At 69.9% G+C, this 13,845-nt stretch carries 16 protein-coding genes; 5 read left to right on the forward strand and 11 right to left on the reverse strand.

Annotation, left to right across the window (positions count from 1 at the left end):
* Positions 1-78: 78 nt before the first annotated feature.
* A complete protein-coding gene (locus ACP7TJ_RS12015; RefSeq protein ID WP_093767130.1) occupies positions 79-312 on the reverse strand; it encodes a glucose PTS transporter subunit EIIB in 234 nt (77 codons plus the stop codon).
* A 185-nt stretch (positions 313-497) separates the two neighbouring features.
* Here ACP7TJ_RS12015 and ACP7TJ_RS12020 point away from each other — a divergent pair, with 185 nt between their 5' ends.
* Complete coding sequence (locus tag ACP7TJ_RS12020) at positions 498-1,805, forward strand: PTS transporter subunit EIIC (protein ID WP_427763105.1); 1,308 nt, start codon at positions 498-500, stop codon at positions 1,803-1,805.
* A gap of 210 nt (positions 1,806-2,015) precedes the next feature.
* Complete coding sequence (locus ACP7TJ_RS12025; RefSeq protein WP_093767128.1) at positions 2,016-3,266, forward strand: PTS transporter subunit EIIC; 1,251 nt, start codon at positions 2,016-2,018, stop codon at positions 3,264-3,266.
* An 80-nt stretch (positions 3,267-3,346) separates the two neighbouring features.
* Here the strand turns inward: ACP7TJ_RS12025 and ACP7TJ_RS12030 are convergent, their stop codons facing one another.
* A complete protein-coding gene (locus ACP7TJ_RS12030; protein ID WP_093767127.1) occupies positions 3,347-4,099 on the reverse strand; it encodes an MBL fold metallo-hydrolase in 753 nt (250 codons plus the stop codon).
* A 202-nt stretch (positions 4,100-4,301) separates the two neighbouring features.
* Between ACP7TJ_RS12030 and ACP7TJ_RS12035 the strand changes: the two genes are divergently transcribed.
* Entirely contained in the window at positions 4,302-4,436 is a 135-nt protein-coding gene (locus ACP7TJ_RS12035; protein ID WP_086701800.1) for a hypothetical protein, read from the forward strand.
* A gap of 66 nt (positions 4,437-4,502) precedes the next feature.
* Here ACP7TJ_RS12035 and ACP7TJ_RS12040 read toward each other — a convergent pair whose 3' ends face one another.
* From ACP7TJ_RS12040 to clpS, 8 genes are all read right to left on the reverse strand, one after another.
* On the reverse strand, positions 4,503-5,453 hold the full coding sequence (locus ACP7TJ_RS12040; RefSeq protein WP_093767126.1) for a PLP-dependent cysteine synthase family protein: 951 nt from the start codon (positions 5,451-5,453) through the stop codon (positions 4,503-4,505).
* A gap of 6 nt (positions 5,454-5,459) precedes the next feature.
* Positions 5,460-5,738 carry a MoaD/ThiS family protein gene (locus ACP7TJ_RS12045; protein ID WP_093767125.1) on the reverse strand — a complete coding sequence of 93 codons (279 nt, stop codon included), beginning with the start codon at positions 5,736-5,738 and terminating at the stop codon, positions 5,460-5,462.
* An 88-nt stretch (positions 5,739-5,826) separates the two neighbouring features.
* Entirely contained in the window at positions 5,827-5,922 is a 96-nt protein-coding gene (locus ACP7TJ_RS12050; RefSeq protein WP_019525082.1) for a putative leader peptide, read from the reverse strand.
* Positions 5,923-6,001: 79 nt separating this feature from the next.
* On the reverse strand, positions 6,002-6,424 hold the full coding sequence (locus ACP7TJ_RS12055; protein WP_093767124.1) for a Mov34/MPN/PAD-1 family protein: 423 nt from the start codon (positions 6,422-6,424) through the stop codon (positions 6,002-6,004).
* A gap of 133 nt (positions 6,425-6,557) precedes the next feature.
* Positions 6,558-7,976, reverse strand: coding sequence for an amino acid permease (locus tag ACP7TJ_RS12060; RefSeq protein ID WP_093767123.1), 1,419 nt, complete (start codon positions 7,974-7,976; stop codon positions 6,558-6,560).
* A 416-nt stretch (positions 7,977-8,392) separates the two neighbouring features.
* Entirely contained in the window at positions 8,393-9,931 is a 1,539-nt protein-coding gene (locus ACP7TJ_RS12065) for an alanine/glycine:cation symporter family protein (protein WP_189912828.1), read from the reverse strand.
* Positions 9,932-10,293: 362 nt separating this feature from the next.
* The gene (locus tag ACP7TJ_RS12070) at positions 10,294-10,899 is read right to left on the reverse strand and encodes a DUF2017 domain-containing protein (RefSeq protein ID WP_167741989.1); all 606 of its coding nucleotides are present in this window, start codon (positions 10,897-10,899) and stop codon (positions 10,294-10,296) included.
* 68 nt (positions 10,900-10,967) lie between these two features.
* Positions 10,968-11,285, reverse strand: a complete 318-nt coding sequence (gene clpS, locus ACP7TJ_RS12075) for an ATP-dependent Clp protease adapter ClpS (RefSeq protein ID WP_093767120.1) — start codon at positions 11,283-11,285, stop codon at positions 10,968-10,970.
* 131 nt (positions 11,286-11,416) lie between these two features.
* Here clpS and ACP7TJ_RS12080 point away from each other — a divergent pair, with 131 nt between their 5' ends.
* On the forward strand, positions 11,417-12,763 hold the full coding sequence (locus ACP7TJ_RS12080; protein WP_093767119.1) for a nicotinate phosphoribosyltransferase: 1,347 nt from the start codon (positions 11,417-11,419) through the stop codon (positions 12,761-12,763).
* Between the two features lie 113 nt (positions 12,764-12,876).
* On the forward strand, positions 12,877-13,464 hold the full coding sequence (locus tag ACP7TJ_RS12085) for a nicotinamidase (protein WP_093767118.1): 588 nt from the start codon (positions 12,877-12,879) through the stop codon (positions 13,462-13,464).
* A gap of 6 nt (positions 13,465-13,470) precedes the next feature.
* Here the strand turns inward: ACP7TJ_RS12085 and ACP7TJ_RS12090 are convergent, their stop codons facing one another.
* The gene (locus tag ACP7TJ_RS12090) at positions 13,471-13,800 is read right to left on the reverse strand and encodes a hypothetical protein (RefSeq protein WP_033277498.1); all 330 of its coding nucleotides are present in this window, start codon (positions 13,798-13,800) and stop codon (positions 13,471-13,473) included.
* Positions 13,801-13,845: the final 45 nt, after the last annotated feature.

Raw genomic sequence — 13,845 nt, forward strand, 5'->3', positions numbered from 1 at the left:
CTTCCCGGTGTGAGGGGAAGGGCCCCGGGTGCGGTGGCGGCCGGTGGGGGCCGCGGCGCGCGTCAGGTGGTGCGGTGGTTACATCATGTCTTCGATCTCGGCGGCGATGGGGTCGGCGTCGGTGCCGATGACGACCTGGATGGCGCTGCCCATCTTGACGACGCCGTGGGCGCCGGCGGCCTTGAGGGCGGTGTCGTCGACCTTGGAGGGGTCCACGACCTCGGTGCGGAGGCGGGTGATGCAGCCCTCGACCTCTTCGATGTTGTCGATGCCGCCGAGCCCGGCAACGATCTTCTCAGCCTTGGTGGCCATGTTCGTTCTCCCTGATCCGAACCGCTTTGTCGCAGTAACCCACAGTTGGCCCATCTTTGCGAGCGGTCATGTCGTGGGCGCTCGATGATGGGCGTCACGACAGCGGAACCGTCCTGCCTCACTGGTCTACACCACCGGGTGGACTGCCGCCAAACCCTCAGGGTCGTCCGTCGAAGGGGGACTTGATGGCTGCCGAGAGCCCCGCCGGCGCCGGCGCCGGGGTGAACCCGCTGCGGGAGCGTTGGCACCGGCTGTTCCAGGGCCTGCAGAAGATGGGGCGGAGTCTGCAGTTGCCGATCGCGGTGCTGCCGGCGGCGGGCATCCTCAACCGGCTGGGACAGCCGGACGTGTTCGGGGACGACGGTCTGGGGTGGACGGACGTCTCGAAGGTGATGGCGGGGGCGGGCGGGGCGCTGCTGGACGGTTCGCTGGGGCTGCCGCTGCTGTTCTGCGTGGGTGTGGCCATCGGGATGGCGAAGAAGGCGGACGGGTCGACGGCGCTGGCGGCGGTGGCGGGGTTCCTCGTCTACTTCAATGTGCTGCGTCAGTTCCCGAAGGACTGTCCGGAGGGGTCCCGGGCGGTGCCGAACGTCGGCTGTCAGCTGGCGGACGGGACGGTGACGTCGTTCGACTACCAGAATCCGGGGGTGTTCGGCGGCATCGTCATCGGTCTGACGGCGGCGTATCTGTGGCAGCGGTTCCACCGGACGAAGCTGGTGGACTGGCTGGGCTTCTTCAACGGGCGGCGGCTGGTGCCGATCATCATGGCCTTCGCGGCGATCGTGTTCGCGGCGCTGTGTCTGTGGGTGTGGCCGCCGATCGGTTCGGCGCTGGAGAGCTTCAGCGACTGGATGACGGGTCTGGGCGCGTGGGGTGCAGGTGTGTTCGGTGTGGCGAACCGGGCGTTGCTGGTGATCGGGCTGCACCAGTTCCTGAACGTGCCCATCTGGTTCCAGTTCGGTTCGTACACGAAGCCGGACGGGACGGTGGTGCACGGTGACATCAACATGTTCCTGGCGGGCGACCCGGACGCGGGGCAGTTCCTGTCGGGGTTCTTCCCGATCATGATGTTCGCGCTGCCGGCGGCGGCCCTGGCGATCACGCACTGCGCGCGGCCGAGCCGGCGCAAGGAGATCGGCGGTCTGATGCTGTCGGTGGCGCTGACGTCGTTCGTCACGGGCATCACGGAGCCGATCGAGTACTCGTTCCTGTTCGTCGCGCCGCTGCTGTACGCGCTGCACGCGGTGCTGACGGGGGTGTCGATGGCGGTGACGTGGGGGCTGGGGGTGCACGACGGGTTCAGCTTCTCGGCGGGGCTGATCGACTACGTCATCAACTGGAATCTGGCGACGAGGCCGTGGCTGATCATCCCGATCGGGCTGGGGTTCGCGGCGGTGTACTACGTGGTGTTCCGCTTCGCGATCACGAGGTTCGATCTGAAGACTCCGGGGCGGGAGCCGGAGGAGGAGGTGGAGGACGCGACGCGGCGCTGATCTCCTAGGCTGGAGGCGGCTGTCCAAGCCCTCGGAACCTTGTGTTCCGGGGGCTTTTCGGTGCGCCCGTGAAGGGGTCCGTCCGGCGCTCCCGCGGAGGCACCGTGCGTAGTCGCGCGGTCGCGGATCCGCGGGTTCCTTACGTGGCCTTCATCGTGCTACAACAGGTCTACACCAGTAGTGGTGTAGACCACCACCGATGGAGGAAGTATGAGCACCGCCACCGACTCGGCGGCCCCCGCAAAGAAGCGGGGATCCGGCCTCTTCCAGGGCCTGCAGAAGGTCGGCCGCAGCCTTCAGCTCCCGATCGCCGTGCTGCCGGCGGCGGGCATCCTGCTGCGCCTCGGCCAGCCGGACGTGTTCGGCGCGGACGGACTGGGCTGGGACAAGGTCGCGGCCGTCTTCGCCACCGCGGGTGGCGCCATCTTCGACAACCTGCCGATGCTGTTCTGCATCGGTGTGGCCATCGGCTTCGCCAAGAAGTCCGACGGTTCGACCGCCCTCGCCGCGCTCGTGGGCTTCCTGGTCTACAGCAACGTGCTGAAGGCCTTCCCCGTCACCGAGGCCAAGGTGCAGGACGGCGCGGACATAGCGGCGACCTACAACAACCCCGGTGTGCTCGGCGGCATCCTGATGGGTCTGCTGGCCGCGATGCTGTGGCAGCGGTACCACCGCAAGAGGCTGGTGGACTGGCTCGGCTTCTTCAACGGCCGCCGGCTCGTCCCGATCATCATGGCCTTCGTCGGCACGCTCGTGGGCGTCTTCTTCGGCCTGGTCTGGGAGCCGATCGGCAGCCTCATCTCCGACGCGGGCGAGTGGATCACCGGTCTGGGCGCCGCGGGCGCGGGTCTGTTCGGTCTGATCAACCGCGCGCTGATCCCCATCGGCATGCACCAGTTCGTGAACACCGTCTCCTGGTTCCAAATCGGTGACTTCACCAACGCGGCGGGCGAGGTCGTCCACGGCGACCTGAACCGCTTCTTCGCCGGTGACCCGGACGCCGGCCAGTTCATGTCGGGCTTCTTCCCGATCATGATGTTCGGTCTGCCGGCCGCCGCCCTCGCCATCGCGCACGCCGCCCGCCCCGAGCGCCGCAAGGCCGTGCTGGGCATGATGCTCTCGCTCGCGCTGACCTCGTTCGTGACCGGTGTGACCGAGCCGATCGAGTTCGCCTTCATGTTCATCGCCCCGGCGCTGTACGTGATCCACGCGCTGCTGACCGCGCTGTCCATGGCGATCACCTGGGCGCTCGGTGTGCACGCCGGCTTCACCTTCTCGGCGGGCTTCATCGACTACGCCCTGAACTGGAACCTGGCGACCAAGCCCTGGCTGATCATCCCGATCGGCCTGGTGTTCGCGGTGATCTACTACGTGCTCTTCCGCTTCGCCATCGTCAAGTTCGACCTGCCCACCCCGGGGCGTGAGCCCGAGGAGGAGCTGGAGGACGCCACCAAGGCGTAGGTCTCCCCCGTACGACGCGGAAGGCCCCGGAACCGGCTCGGTTCCGGGGCCTTCGGCGTGTGCCGCGACGTCGCGCGGCCTCAGATCTCGTACGTCGCGCCCGGCGCGGCCAGCCCGACCGGGCCGTCGTACACCGCGCGGGCGTCGGTGAGGTTGATCTGCGGGTCGGTCCACGGCGGGATGTGCGTGAGGATCAGTCGGCGGGCCCCGGCGCGGGCCGCGGACTCGCCCGCCTCGCGGCCGTTGAGGTGCAGGTCCGGGATGCTCTCCTTGCCGTGCGTGAAGGCGGCCTCGCACAGGAAGAGGTCGGCGTCCCGGGCGAGGTCGTCCAGCAGCGGGGTCACCCCTGTGTCGCCGGAGTAGGTCAGCGTCTTCCCGCCGTGCTCGATGCGGATGCCGTACGCCTCGACCGGGTGCGCGACGCGCTCGGTGTGCACGAGGAACGGGCCGATCTCGAAGGTGGACGGCTTGACCGTGTGGAAGTCGAAGACCTCGCTCATGGAGGAGGCCGAGGGGGTGTCGGCGTAGGCGGTCGTCAGCCGGTGCTCGGTGCCCTCGGGGCCGTAGACCGGCAGCGGGGCGCAGCGGCCGCCGTCGTGCCGGTAGTAACGCGCCACGAAGTAGGCGCACATGTCGATGCAGTGGTCGGCGTGCAGATGGCTGAGGAAGATCGCGTCGAGGTCGTAGAGACCGCAGTGGCGCTGCAGTTCGCCCAGGGCGCCGTTGCCCATGTCGAGGAGCAGCCGGAAGCCGTCGGCCTCGACGAGGTAGCTCGAGCAGGCCGATTCCGCGGACGGGAACGACCCCGAGCAGCCGACGACGGTGAGCTTCATGAAGCAGAAACCTCCGCTGGCGGGTGTGAGAAGACGGGGGTCGTGCGGTTCGTCGAGCGTAAGGCGCAAAACCTGCGGTCGCTCCTCCACCAGGCGCCGTTGTGGGCGAACTCACCTGTGCTGTCACCGGTTCGGCTGGAAGGGACGCGTGCGGGGGCGGGAGGGGGCGCGCGTCCTCGGCCCGCGCCGGTACGGTCTGGGCATGAACACGGCCTGGTGGCTCGCACTCGCCGCGGTGGTCCTGCTCGCCCTGGTCACCGCCCTCGTCGACGGCTGGGGCAGAGGCCACCGGCCGCGCAGGGACCGTCGCCGGGAGAAGGAGGGGGAGGCGGAGTGAGTCCGCCCGGGACGGAGGAAGGGCCGGGGAGTGTGTCCCCGGCCCTGGCATGTCACGCGTGACGGACTACGCCCAGAGCTGGCCCTGGAGGGTTTCGATGGCTTCCTCCGTCGTCGCGGCCGTGTAGACGCCCGTCGACAGGTACTTCCAGCCGCCGTCGGCGACGACGAAGACGACGTCGGCGGACTCGCCCGCCTTCAGCGCCTTGTTCGCGACGCCGATCGCCGCGTGCAGGGCGGCGCCGGTGGAGACGCCCGCGAAGATGCCCTCCTGCTGGAGGAGTTCGCGGGTGCGGGTGACCGCGTCAGCGGAGCCGACGGAGAAGCGGGTGGTGAGGACGGAGGCGTCGTACAGCTCCGGCACGAAGCCCTCGTCGAGGTTGCGCAGGCCGTAGACCAGGTCGTCGTAGCGCGGCTCGGCGGCGACGATCCTCACGTCGGGCTTGTGCTCGCGCAGGTAGCGGCCGACGCCCATCAGGGTGCCGGTGGTGCCGAGGCCTGCGACGAAGTGGGTGAGGGACGGGAGGTCGGCGAGGATCTCCGGGCCGGTGGTCGCGTAGTGGGCGCCCGCGTTGTCCGGGTTGCCGTACTGGTAGAGCATCACCCAGTCCGGGTGCTCGGCGGACAGCTCCTTGGCGACGCGCACGGCCGTGTTGGAGCCGCCCGCGGCCGGGGAGGAGATGATCTCCGCGCCCCACATGCCGAGCAGGTCGCGCCGTTCCTGCGAGGTGTTCTCGGGCATCACGCAGACCATGCGGTAGCCCTTGAGCTTCGCGGCCATGGCGAGGGAGATGCCGGTGTTGCCGCTGGTCGGCTCGAGGATCGTGCAGCCCGGGGTGAGGCGGCCGTCCTTCTCCGCCTGCTCGATCATGAACAGGGCGGGGCGGTCCTTGATGGAGCCCGTGGGGTTGCGGTCCTCCAGCTTGGCCCAGATGCGGACGTCGGCGGACGGCGACAGCCGCGGCAGGCGCACCAGGGGGGTGTTGCCCACCGCGGCCAGCGGGGAGTCGTAGCGCATCGCCGATCAGGCCATACCGCCGGCGACGGCCGGCAGGATCGTCACGTTGTCGCCGTCGCTCAGCTTGGTGTTGATGCCGTCGAGGAAGCGGACGTCCTCGTCGTTGAGGTAGACGTTGACGAACCGGCGCAGCTGGTCGCCGTCCACGATGCGGGCCTGGATGCCCGCGTGCCGGGTCTCGAGGTCGGCGAAGAGCTCGGCGAGGGTGTCCCCGTTGCCCTCCACCGCCTTCTGACCGTCGGTGTACTGGCGGAGGATGGTGGGGATGCGGACCTCGATGGCCATGGCTGAGGGCTCCTGTCGGAAGGTGTCGTGGGTTCTTCGTAGGCGCGCGGCGGCGCCGCGGCTCACGGCCGCAGGCGACTGCGGAACGTCAACAGATGGCGCTGTTCAGCCTGCACAGGTCGACGTGGAGCCGCGCCACGAGCAGCATGCCCGGCGCGTTGTCGCCCACGTCGAAGAGAACCATGGACTCATCGTATCGATTCCCTGTCCGGGACCCGGAGTGTGATCCCACATACCGGACCTCTTCCATCCGCCATGCGGGATCAGTACGCGTCGACGACGCGCACCTCCTCCTCGGTGACCTCTCCCTCGACGATGCGGAAGGAGCGGAACTGGAACTCGCCGGCGCCGTCGGTGTCGGCGGTGGAGACCAGCACGTAGTGGGCGCCGGGCTCGTTGGCGTAGGTGATGTCGGTGCGCGAGGGGTAGGCCTCGGTCGCGGTGTGCGAGTGGTAGATGACCACCGGCTCCTCGTCGCGGTCGTCCATCTCCCGGTACAGCTTCAGCAGGTCCTGGGAGTCGAACTCGTAGAACGTGGGCGAGCGGGCCGCGTTCAGCATGGGGATGAAACGCTCGGGGCGGCCGGAGCCCGCCGGGCCCGCCACCACGCCGCACGCCTCGTCGGGGTGGTCCTCACGGGCGTGCGCGACGATCTGGTCGTGGAGGGCCTGGGTGATGGTCAGCATGGGCTCAGGATAAGCAGACGGGCCGTTCCGTACCGAGGGGTGGTACGGAACGGCCCGGATGCCGGACGCCTTGAGCGGGCGGCGGCGGGGAACGCCACGAGTGCTCCCCGTGCGCCGGCGTCCTTCGGGGTGGTCAGCCGACCTTCTCGAACCGGCTCTCGTCGCGGTCCGCGATCGCCGGGTTGCCCTTCTTGAGCACGGTCCAGCCGACGCCCAGGGCGACGGCCCAGCCGGCCGCCACGTACAGACAGACGCGGGCGTCCGCGTCCGCCGCGATCATGCCGGTGACGCCGATCAGGAAGATGAGGGCGACCCAGCTGAACAGGGCGCCGCCCGGGGCGGGGAAGGACGAGGCGCGCAGCCGGCCGGCCTCGACGGCGCGGCGGTAGCGGATGTGGCTGACGAGGATCATCATCCAGGTCCAGATGCCGGCCGCGGTGGCGACGGAGGTGACGTAGGCGAACGCCTTCTCCGGGACGACGTAGTTGAGGATCACGCCGATGCCCATGAGCGCCACGGAGACGGCGATGCCGACGGCGGGCGTCTTGCGGGCGTTGAGCCGGGCGAAGGCCTGCGGGGCCTCGTTGTTGGCGGCGAGGCCGCGCAGCATCCGGCCGGTGGAGTACATGCCGGAGTTGCAGGACGACAGGGCCGCGGTGAGCACGACGAAGTTGACGATGCCGGCGGCGAGCGGGATGCCGATCTTGCCGAAGGCGTGCACGAAGGGGCTCTCGCCGGCGGAGAACTCGGTCCACCTGACGACGGAGAGGATCACCAGCAGGGCGCCGACGTAGAAGACGATGATGCGCCAGGGCAGGGTGTTGATGGCCTTGGGCAGGGTCTTCTCGGGATTCTCGGACTCGCCCGCGGTGACGCCGACCAGCTCGACGGCGAGGTAGGCGAACATGACGCCCTGGAGGGTCATCAGGCTGGAGCCGATGCCGTTGGGGAAGAAGCCGTCGTGCGACCAGAGGTTGGAGACGGCGGCGGTGTCGCCGGCGTCGGAGAAGCCGAGGGTGAGCACGCCGAGGCCGATGACGATCATGCCGATGATGGCGGTGACCTTGATCATCGAGAACCAGAACTCGACCTCGCCGAAGATCTTGACGGAGATCAGGTTCACGCCGAACAGCACGACGAGGAAGACCAGGGCGCTGACCCACTGCGGGATCTCGGGGAACCAGAAGTGGATGTAGATGGCGGCGGCCGTCAGTTCGGCCATGCCGGTGACCACCCACATCAGCCAGTACGTCCAGCCGGTGACGAACCCGAAGAACGGGCCGAGGAACTCGCGGGCGTACTCGGCGAAGGAGCCGGAGACGGGCCGGTAGAGGAGGAGTTCTCCCAGGGCCCGCATGATGAAGAAGATGACCACGCCCGCGAGGGCGTACATGAGGATGATGCTGGGGCCGGCCTTGGCGATGTTCGCCCCGGCGCCCATGAAGAGGCCGACGCCGATGGCGCCGCCGATGGCGATCATCTGGACCTGGCGGCTGCCGAGTCCGCGCTCGTATCCCTCTTCAGGAGCTTCGGTGACCTTCGCAGAGGTCATGTGTCGTGCGCCTTTCTCCATGCCGACCCGGGCCGGTACGTCGGCCGCGGATCGGGTCTCGATCCCCCCGGACTGATGGAGCTGAGCGGGCGCGCGGGCCCGCTCGTGCCTGGCCGGCGGTGACCGGCTCGGTGGCGCACCCGGCCGAACGTTCGGGTGGCGTTCGCCGGGCGGTCGTGAAGGTCTATCACGGTCGCGGGAGTGGTCACCCGTGTCCCGTGTGACGCGCCGCACAGGAAAAGGGGGACAAACGCGACCCGGAGACGGAAAGGCGATGCCGCGTTTGACGGAACCGTTATGCGGATTTGAGACACCGTTGAGCGAACACCCGTGCACAAGTTGCAGGTTGGACAGAATGCGGAAGGGGCCCGTCCGCACCGGCACGCGGTACGGACGGGCCCCTGGGGCCGGGGCGCTCAGAGCGCCTTGACCTGCTCCGGCTCCCCGGTACCGGCGTCCGGCTCCACCGCGCCCGAGCGGCGGTCGCGGACGTAGGCGAGGAAGGAGTCCAGCTCGCGCTTGACCACCGGGGCCAGCAGATAGAGGCCGATGATGTTGAACACCGACAGCAGGAACAGCGCCGAGTCGGCCAGGCTGATCAGCGAGTCGAGGGAGAGCAGCGAGCCCGCGACCACGAAGACGCTCCACACCAGCTTGAAGACGGTCTCGCTGGTCTTGCTGCGGCCGAAGAGGTACGCCCACGCCTTCAGGCCGTAGTAGCCCCAGGTGAGGATCGTGGAGAAGGCGAACAGCAGCACCGCGACGGTCAGCAGGTTCGGGAACCAGGGCAGCACGGTCGCGAAGGCGTCGGAGGTGATGGTGACGCCGCCGATGCTCTCGCCCTGGCGGGCCGCGTCCCAGCTGGCCGGGGCGGCGATGACGATGGTCAGCGCGGTCATGGTGCAGATGACGACCGTGTCGATGAACGGCTCCAGCAGGGCGACCAGACCCTCGCTCGCGGGGTGCTTGGTCTTCACCGCGGAGTGGGCGATGGGCGCGGAGCCCAGACCGGCCTCGTTGGAGAAGGCGGCGCGCTGGAAACCGACGATCAGGGCGCCGATGACACCGCCCGCGACGCCTTCGGCCTCGAAGGCGCCCTGGAAGATGTTGCCGATGGCGTCGGGCACGGCGGTGACGTTGGTCAGGATGACGATCAGACACGCCACGACGTACATGATCGCCATGGCCGGGACCAGGCGGCTGGTGACCGAGGCGATGGAGCGGATGCCGCCGAGCAGCACCAGACCCACGAGGGCGGCGACCACCAGACCGAACAGCACGGCGCCCGCGGAGGACGCCAGGAAGCCGTCCTCGCCGCCGAAGGTCGAGGAGATCTGCGCGTAGCTCTGGTTGGTCTGGAAGAGGTTGCCGCCGAACAGACCGAAGAACAGGATCATCACGGAGGCGAGGACCGCGAGCACCTTGCCGAGCTTGGCGCCGCCGCGGCCGAAGCGTTCGGCGAGGCCCTTGGGCAGATAGTGCATCGGACCGCCGGAGACGGTGCCGTCGGGGTGCTCCTCGCGGTACTTCACGCCGAGGGTGACCTCGACGAACTTGGTGGCCATGCCGAGCAGGCCGCAGAGGATCATCCAGAAGGTGGCGCCGGGACCGCCGATGGAGACGGCGACGGCCACACCGGCGATGTTGCCCAGGCCGACGGTGCCGGAGACGGCGGCGGTCAGCGCCTGGAAGTGGCTGACCTCGCCGGGTGATCCCTTCTCGTCGTAGCGGCCGCGCACGACGTCGAAGGCGAGCTTGAGCTTGCGGGCCTGGACGAGCCCGAACCAGGCCGTGAAGACCAGGCCGGCGATCACCAGCCAGGCGACGATCAGCGGGAGGTCGGTCCCGGCGACGGGGACCGTGTAGAAGACGATGTCGCCGATCGTGGTGGCGACAGGGTCGAAGAAGTCGCTGACGGCGTCGTCGATGGTCGTGGTGATGGAGTCGAGTGACATCGAACTTCCTCAGATGGTGCGGGGACGTTCTGGCGGTGTGAGGAGTCGGGGACGTCTCGGGCATGGCCCGCGTCCCGGTCCGGCGACGGCGGTAGGGGGGCGCCCCCGGGGGAAGGGGCCGCGTCCGTGTCGGGCAGGCGTACACACCGGCGGATCACCGGCTTCGTCGCTCGTCACCGCGAGGGCGGCGCGAACGGGTTGCCGATTCTTACCACGCCCTTACCGAGGGCCAAGTGGCCCAGATCACAAAGAACCGCCCCCGCGGCATGAATGCGCAGGGGCGGTGACACGATCGTTATCCGGACTTGAGGTTCCTCTGAGCGAACGCGTCGCGGTACTTTCCGGCCGGATTCGGGCGTTCTCTACGGCGTCAGCGTCGAGACCAGCGTCTCCTGGAGGCCGCCCAGCCAGAGGTAGGCCATCACCATCGGCTTGCGCGGATCCTCGTCCGGGAGACGGAACAGGACATCACTGTCGTCCTCGTCGGTGATCTCCAGCCGGGCGCCGATCGCCAGGCGCAGGTCGTTCAGCGCGCCGAGCCAGCGCACGGACTCCTCCGGCGTCAGCCGGAGCACCGCCTCATCCTCGCCGGCCGCGGCCCTGAGCGCGTCCAGGGAGCGGATCACCGCCAGCGCGTTCTCCCGCTTGCCGGCCCGCAGGTCGTTCTCCGTGTAACGACGGAACTCGGCGGAGTGCGCCCGCTGCTCCTCGGCCTCCTCGGCCCGCGGGGCGCCCTCCGGGTCGACGTAGGCGTCCGGGAAGAGGCGGCGCAGCACCGGGTCGGAGGGCGGCTCGCTGGGGCCGTCGGCGAAGAGCTCCGCGAGCGGGTCGCCGCCGGACTCCTCGGCCGGGCCGGGGCCGATGATCTCCATCAGCTGCACGGCGAGCGAGCGGATGATGGAGATCTCGACGTCGTCGAGGGCGACGGCCGCGCCGCCGCCGGGGAGCGGTTCGAAGTGTCCTGGCATGGAGGCGATTCGCTACTTCCGGTCCTGCGGGCGGGGGCGGGCCACGTCCGGTGCGGTCATGTCCGGCTTCACTTCCGGTCGTGCTGGAGGGTGGCCCACAGGCCGTAGCCGTGCATGGCCTGGACGTCGCGCTCCATCTCCTCGCGGGTGCCGCTGGAGACGACGGCCCGGCCCTTGTGGTGGACGTCGAGCATGAGCTTGGTGGCCTTGTCCTTGGAGTAGCCGAAGTACGTCTGGAAGACGTACGTCACATAGCTCATGAGGTTGACCGGGTCGTTGTGGACGATCGTGACCCACGGGACATCAGGCTCGGGTACGGCGAAGACCTCCTCCGCCGACTCGGTGCGTTCGATCTCCAGGGGTGCGGGTGACGTCACACAGCCCATGCTGCCACCGGAGGGGGGTGGTCGCACAAACCGGCCCGCTCACCGGGCCGCCGGAGTGTTCCGCGGAGCGCGCGGCGGCCACCGCGACACTAAAATCGTCAGAGTGACGAAATGGGGGTACCATCCTCGCCATGGACACAGCGGACCTTGGGTTGCCGGTGACTGTGCCGTCGACGGCGCTCTTCACCGACCAGTACGAACTGACGATGCTGCAGGCGGCGCTGAAGGCCGGCACGGCCGGGCGGCACAGCGTGTTCGAGGTCTTCACCCGGCGGCTGCCGAACGGCCGCCGCTACGGCGTCGTGGCGGGCACCGGACGGGTGCTCGACGCGGTGGAGAACTTCCGCTTCGACGAGGGCGTGCTGCGCTTCCTGCGCGAGAAGGCCGTCGTCGACGAGGAGACCCTGGACTGGCTGGCCGGCTACCGCTTCTCCGGCGACATCTGGGGCTACCCGGAGGGCGAGGTCTACTTCCCCGGCTCGCCGGTCATGCGGGTGGAGGGCAGCTTCGCCGAGTGCGTGCTGCTGGAGACGGTGATCCTGTCGATCCTCAACCATGACTCGGCCATCGCCGCCGCGGCCTCCCGGATGTCGTCCGCGGCCGGCGGCCGGCCGCTGATCGAGATGGGCGCCCGGCGCACCCACGAACTGGCCGCCGTGGCCGCCTCCCGCGCCGCCTACATCGGCGGCTTCTCCTCCACCTCCGACCTGGCGGCCGGCTTCCGCTACAACATCCCCACCGTCGGCACCTCCGCGCACGCCTTCACCCTGCTGCACGACACCGAGCGGGACGCCTTCCGCGCCCAGGTGGACTCCCTCGGCGCGGGCACCACACTGCTGGTGGACACCTACGACGTGGCCGAGGCGGTCCGCGCGGCCGTCGAGGTCGCCGGACCGGAGCTGGGAGCGGTGCGCATCGACTCCGGCGACCTGCTGCTGGTGGCGCACCGGGTGCGGCAGCAGCTCGACGAGCTGGGCGCCCGCGACACGAAGATCGTCGTGACCTCGGACCTGGACGAGTACGCCATCGCCTCGCTCGCCGCGGCGCCGGTGGACGCGTACGGGGTGGGCACCCAGCTGGTGACCGGCTCCGGGCACCCGACCGCCTCCATGGTCTACAAGCTGGTCGCCCGGGCGGAGTCCGCCGAGCCGGGGGCCCCGCTGACGGCGGTGGCGAAGAAGTCCACCGGCGGCAAGGCCTCCGTGGGCGGCCGCAAGTGGGCCGCCCGGCGGCTGGACGCCTACGGCGTCGCCGAGGCCGAGGTGATCGGCACCGGCGAGGTGCCGCCGGAGCTGGCCGAACGGCAGCTGCTGGTGCCGCTGGTGCGCGGCGGCGAGGTGGTCGCCCGCGAGCCGCTGGACGTGGTCCGTGACCGGCACGCCGCCGCCCGCGCCGGGCTCCCGCTGTCCGCGACACAGCTCTCGCGCGGGGAACCCGTCCTTCCGACGGAGTACGCGCACGGGCCGTCGGGTAGCTAAAGGCAAGCCGTAGGCGCGAGTCCCCGTCCTCGGGTGCCGAGGTCCGCCCGCCCGGCCCCGCCGCATCCATCCGTCCCCATCCATCCGTCCGCCAGAGCCGAAGGACACCGACCATGCGCCGCGCACTGATCGTCGTAGACGTGCAGAACGACTTCTGCGAGGGGGGCAGCCTCGCCGTCGCCGGCGGCGCCGACGTGGCCGCCGCCGTGACCGAGCTGATCGGGCAGGCCCCGGCCGGGTACCGGCACGTGGTCGCCACCCGGGACCACCACGTCGACCCCGGCGACCACTTCGCCGACCACCCCGACTTCCAGCGCTCCTGGCCCGCCCACTGCGTCGCCGGCACCGAGGGCGTCGGCTTCCACCCGAACTTCGCGCCCGCCGTGACCTCCGGGTCGGTCGACGCCGTCTTCGACAAGGGGGCGTACGCGGCGGCCTACAGCGGTTTCGAGGGCGCCGACGAGAACGGCACACCGCTCGCCGAGTGGCTGCGGGAGCGCGGGATCGACGAGGTGGACGTCGTGGGCATCGCCACCGACCACTGCGTTCGGGCCACCGCGCTGGACGCCGCGCGGGAGGGCTTCCGCACCCAGGTGCTGCTCGACCTCACCGCGGGCGTGTCCCGGGAGACCACCGAGCGGGCGCTGGAGGAGATGCGGGAGGCCGGGGTGGAGCTGTCCGGCAAGCCGGTCGTGCGGTGAGCCGGGTCAGGCGGAGGCGGCCGGGCGTTTGATCAGCGCCCGGATCGGGTGCCAGAGCTCCAGCGAGAGCACTCCCCCGGCGGGCGCCGTGCGCCATATCAGGCCGTCGGGATGGTGCAGCACCGCCGTGATCTCGTCGGGCGTGGGCGGCGCGGTGTTCCCGCGCAGGTAGACGGCGCGCAGACCCAGGTTGCGCAGCCTGGTCAGGGCGCGCGCCCGGTTCTGGGCGTGGACCAGCACCCGCACCCCGGCCGGTGCGTCGGCGGCGGGGCTGGGCAGGTTCAGCGCCACCACCACCGTGCCGTTCGGCAGCTTGCAGAAGCCTCCTGCGGCCATGCGGTCATACCCCCGTGTCAGCGGATGTCAATAAGCGAGTCACAG

The sequence above is a fragment of the Streptomyces sp. DSM 41931 genome (assembly GCF_050271085.1).
GTDB lineage: Bacteria > Actinomycetota > Actinomycetes > Streptomycetales > Streptomycetaceae > Streptomyces > Streptomyces albogriseolus.

Excerpts from the sequence above, each read along its gene's own strand:
- ACP7TJ_RS12060 (WP_093767123.1), bottom strand. The coding sequence starts at position 7,976 with ATGACCTCTGCGAAGGTCACCGAAGCTCCTGAAGAGGGATACGAGCGC.
- ACP7TJ_RS12015 (WP_093767130.1), bottom strand. The coding sequence starts at position 312 with ATGGCCACCAAGGCTGAGAAGATCGTTGCCGGGCTCGGCGGCATCGAC.
- ACP7TJ_RS12035 (WP_086701800.1), top strand. The coding sequence starts at position 4,302 with ATGAACACGGCCTGGTGGCTCGCACTCGCCGCGGTGGTCCTGCTCGCC.
- ACP7TJ_RS12020 (WP_427763105.1), top strand. The coding sequence starts at position 498 with ATGGCTGCCGAGAGCCCCGCCGGCGCCGGCGCCGGGGTGAACCCGCTG.
- ACP7TJ_RS12030 (WP_093767127.1), bottom strand. The coding sequence starts at position 4,099 with ATGAAGCTCACCGTCGTCGGCTGCTCGGGGTCGTTCCCGTCCGCGGAA.
- ACP7TJ_RS12090 (WP_033277498.1), bottom strand. The coding sequence starts at position 13,800 with ATGGCCGCAGGAGGCTTCTGCAAGCTGCCGAACGGCACGGTGGTGGTG.
- clpS (WP_093767120.1), bottom strand. The coding sequence starts at position 11,285 with ATGGGCTGTGTGACGTCACCCGCACCCCTGGAGATCGAACGCACCGAG.
- ACP7TJ_RS12045 (WP_093767125.1), bottom strand. The coding sequence starts at position 5,738 with ATGGCCATCGAGGTCCGCATCCCCACCATCCTCCGCCAGTACACCGAC.
- ACP7TJ_RS12070 (WP_167741989.1), bottom strand. The coding sequence starts at position 10,899 with ATGCCAGGACACTTCGAACCGCTCCCCGGCGGCGGCGCGGCCGTCGCC.
- ACP7TJ_RS12025 (WP_093767128.1), top strand. The coding sequence starts at position 2,016 with ATGAGCACCGCCACCGACTCGGCGGCCCCCGCAAAGAAGCGGGGATCC.
- ACP7TJ_RS12040 (WP_093767126.1), bottom strand. The coding sequence starts at position 5,453 with ATGCGCTACGACTCCCCGCTGGCCGCGGTGGGCAACACCCCCCTGGTG.
- ACP7TJ_RS12050 (WP_019525082.1), bottom strand. The coding sequence starts at position 5,922 with ATGGTTCTCTTCGACGTGGGCGACAACGCGCCGGGCATGCTGCTCGTG.
- ACP7TJ_RS12080 (WP_093767119.1), top strand. The coding sequence starts at position 11,417 with ATGGACACAGCGGACCTTGGGTTGCCGGTGACTGTGCCGTCGACGGCG.
- ACP7TJ_RS12065 (WP_189912828.1), bottom strand. The coding sequence starts at position 9,931 with ATGTCACTCGACTCCATCACCACGACCATCGACGACGCCGTCAGCGAC.
- ACP7TJ_RS12085 (WP_093767118.1), top strand. The coding sequence starts at position 12,877 with ATGCGCCGCGCACTGATCGTCGTAGACGTGCAGAACGACTTCTGCGAG.
- ACP7TJ_RS12055 (WP_093767124.1), bottom strand. The coding sequence starts at position 6,424 with ATGCTGACCATCACCCAGGCCCTCCACGACCAGATCGTCGCGCACGCC.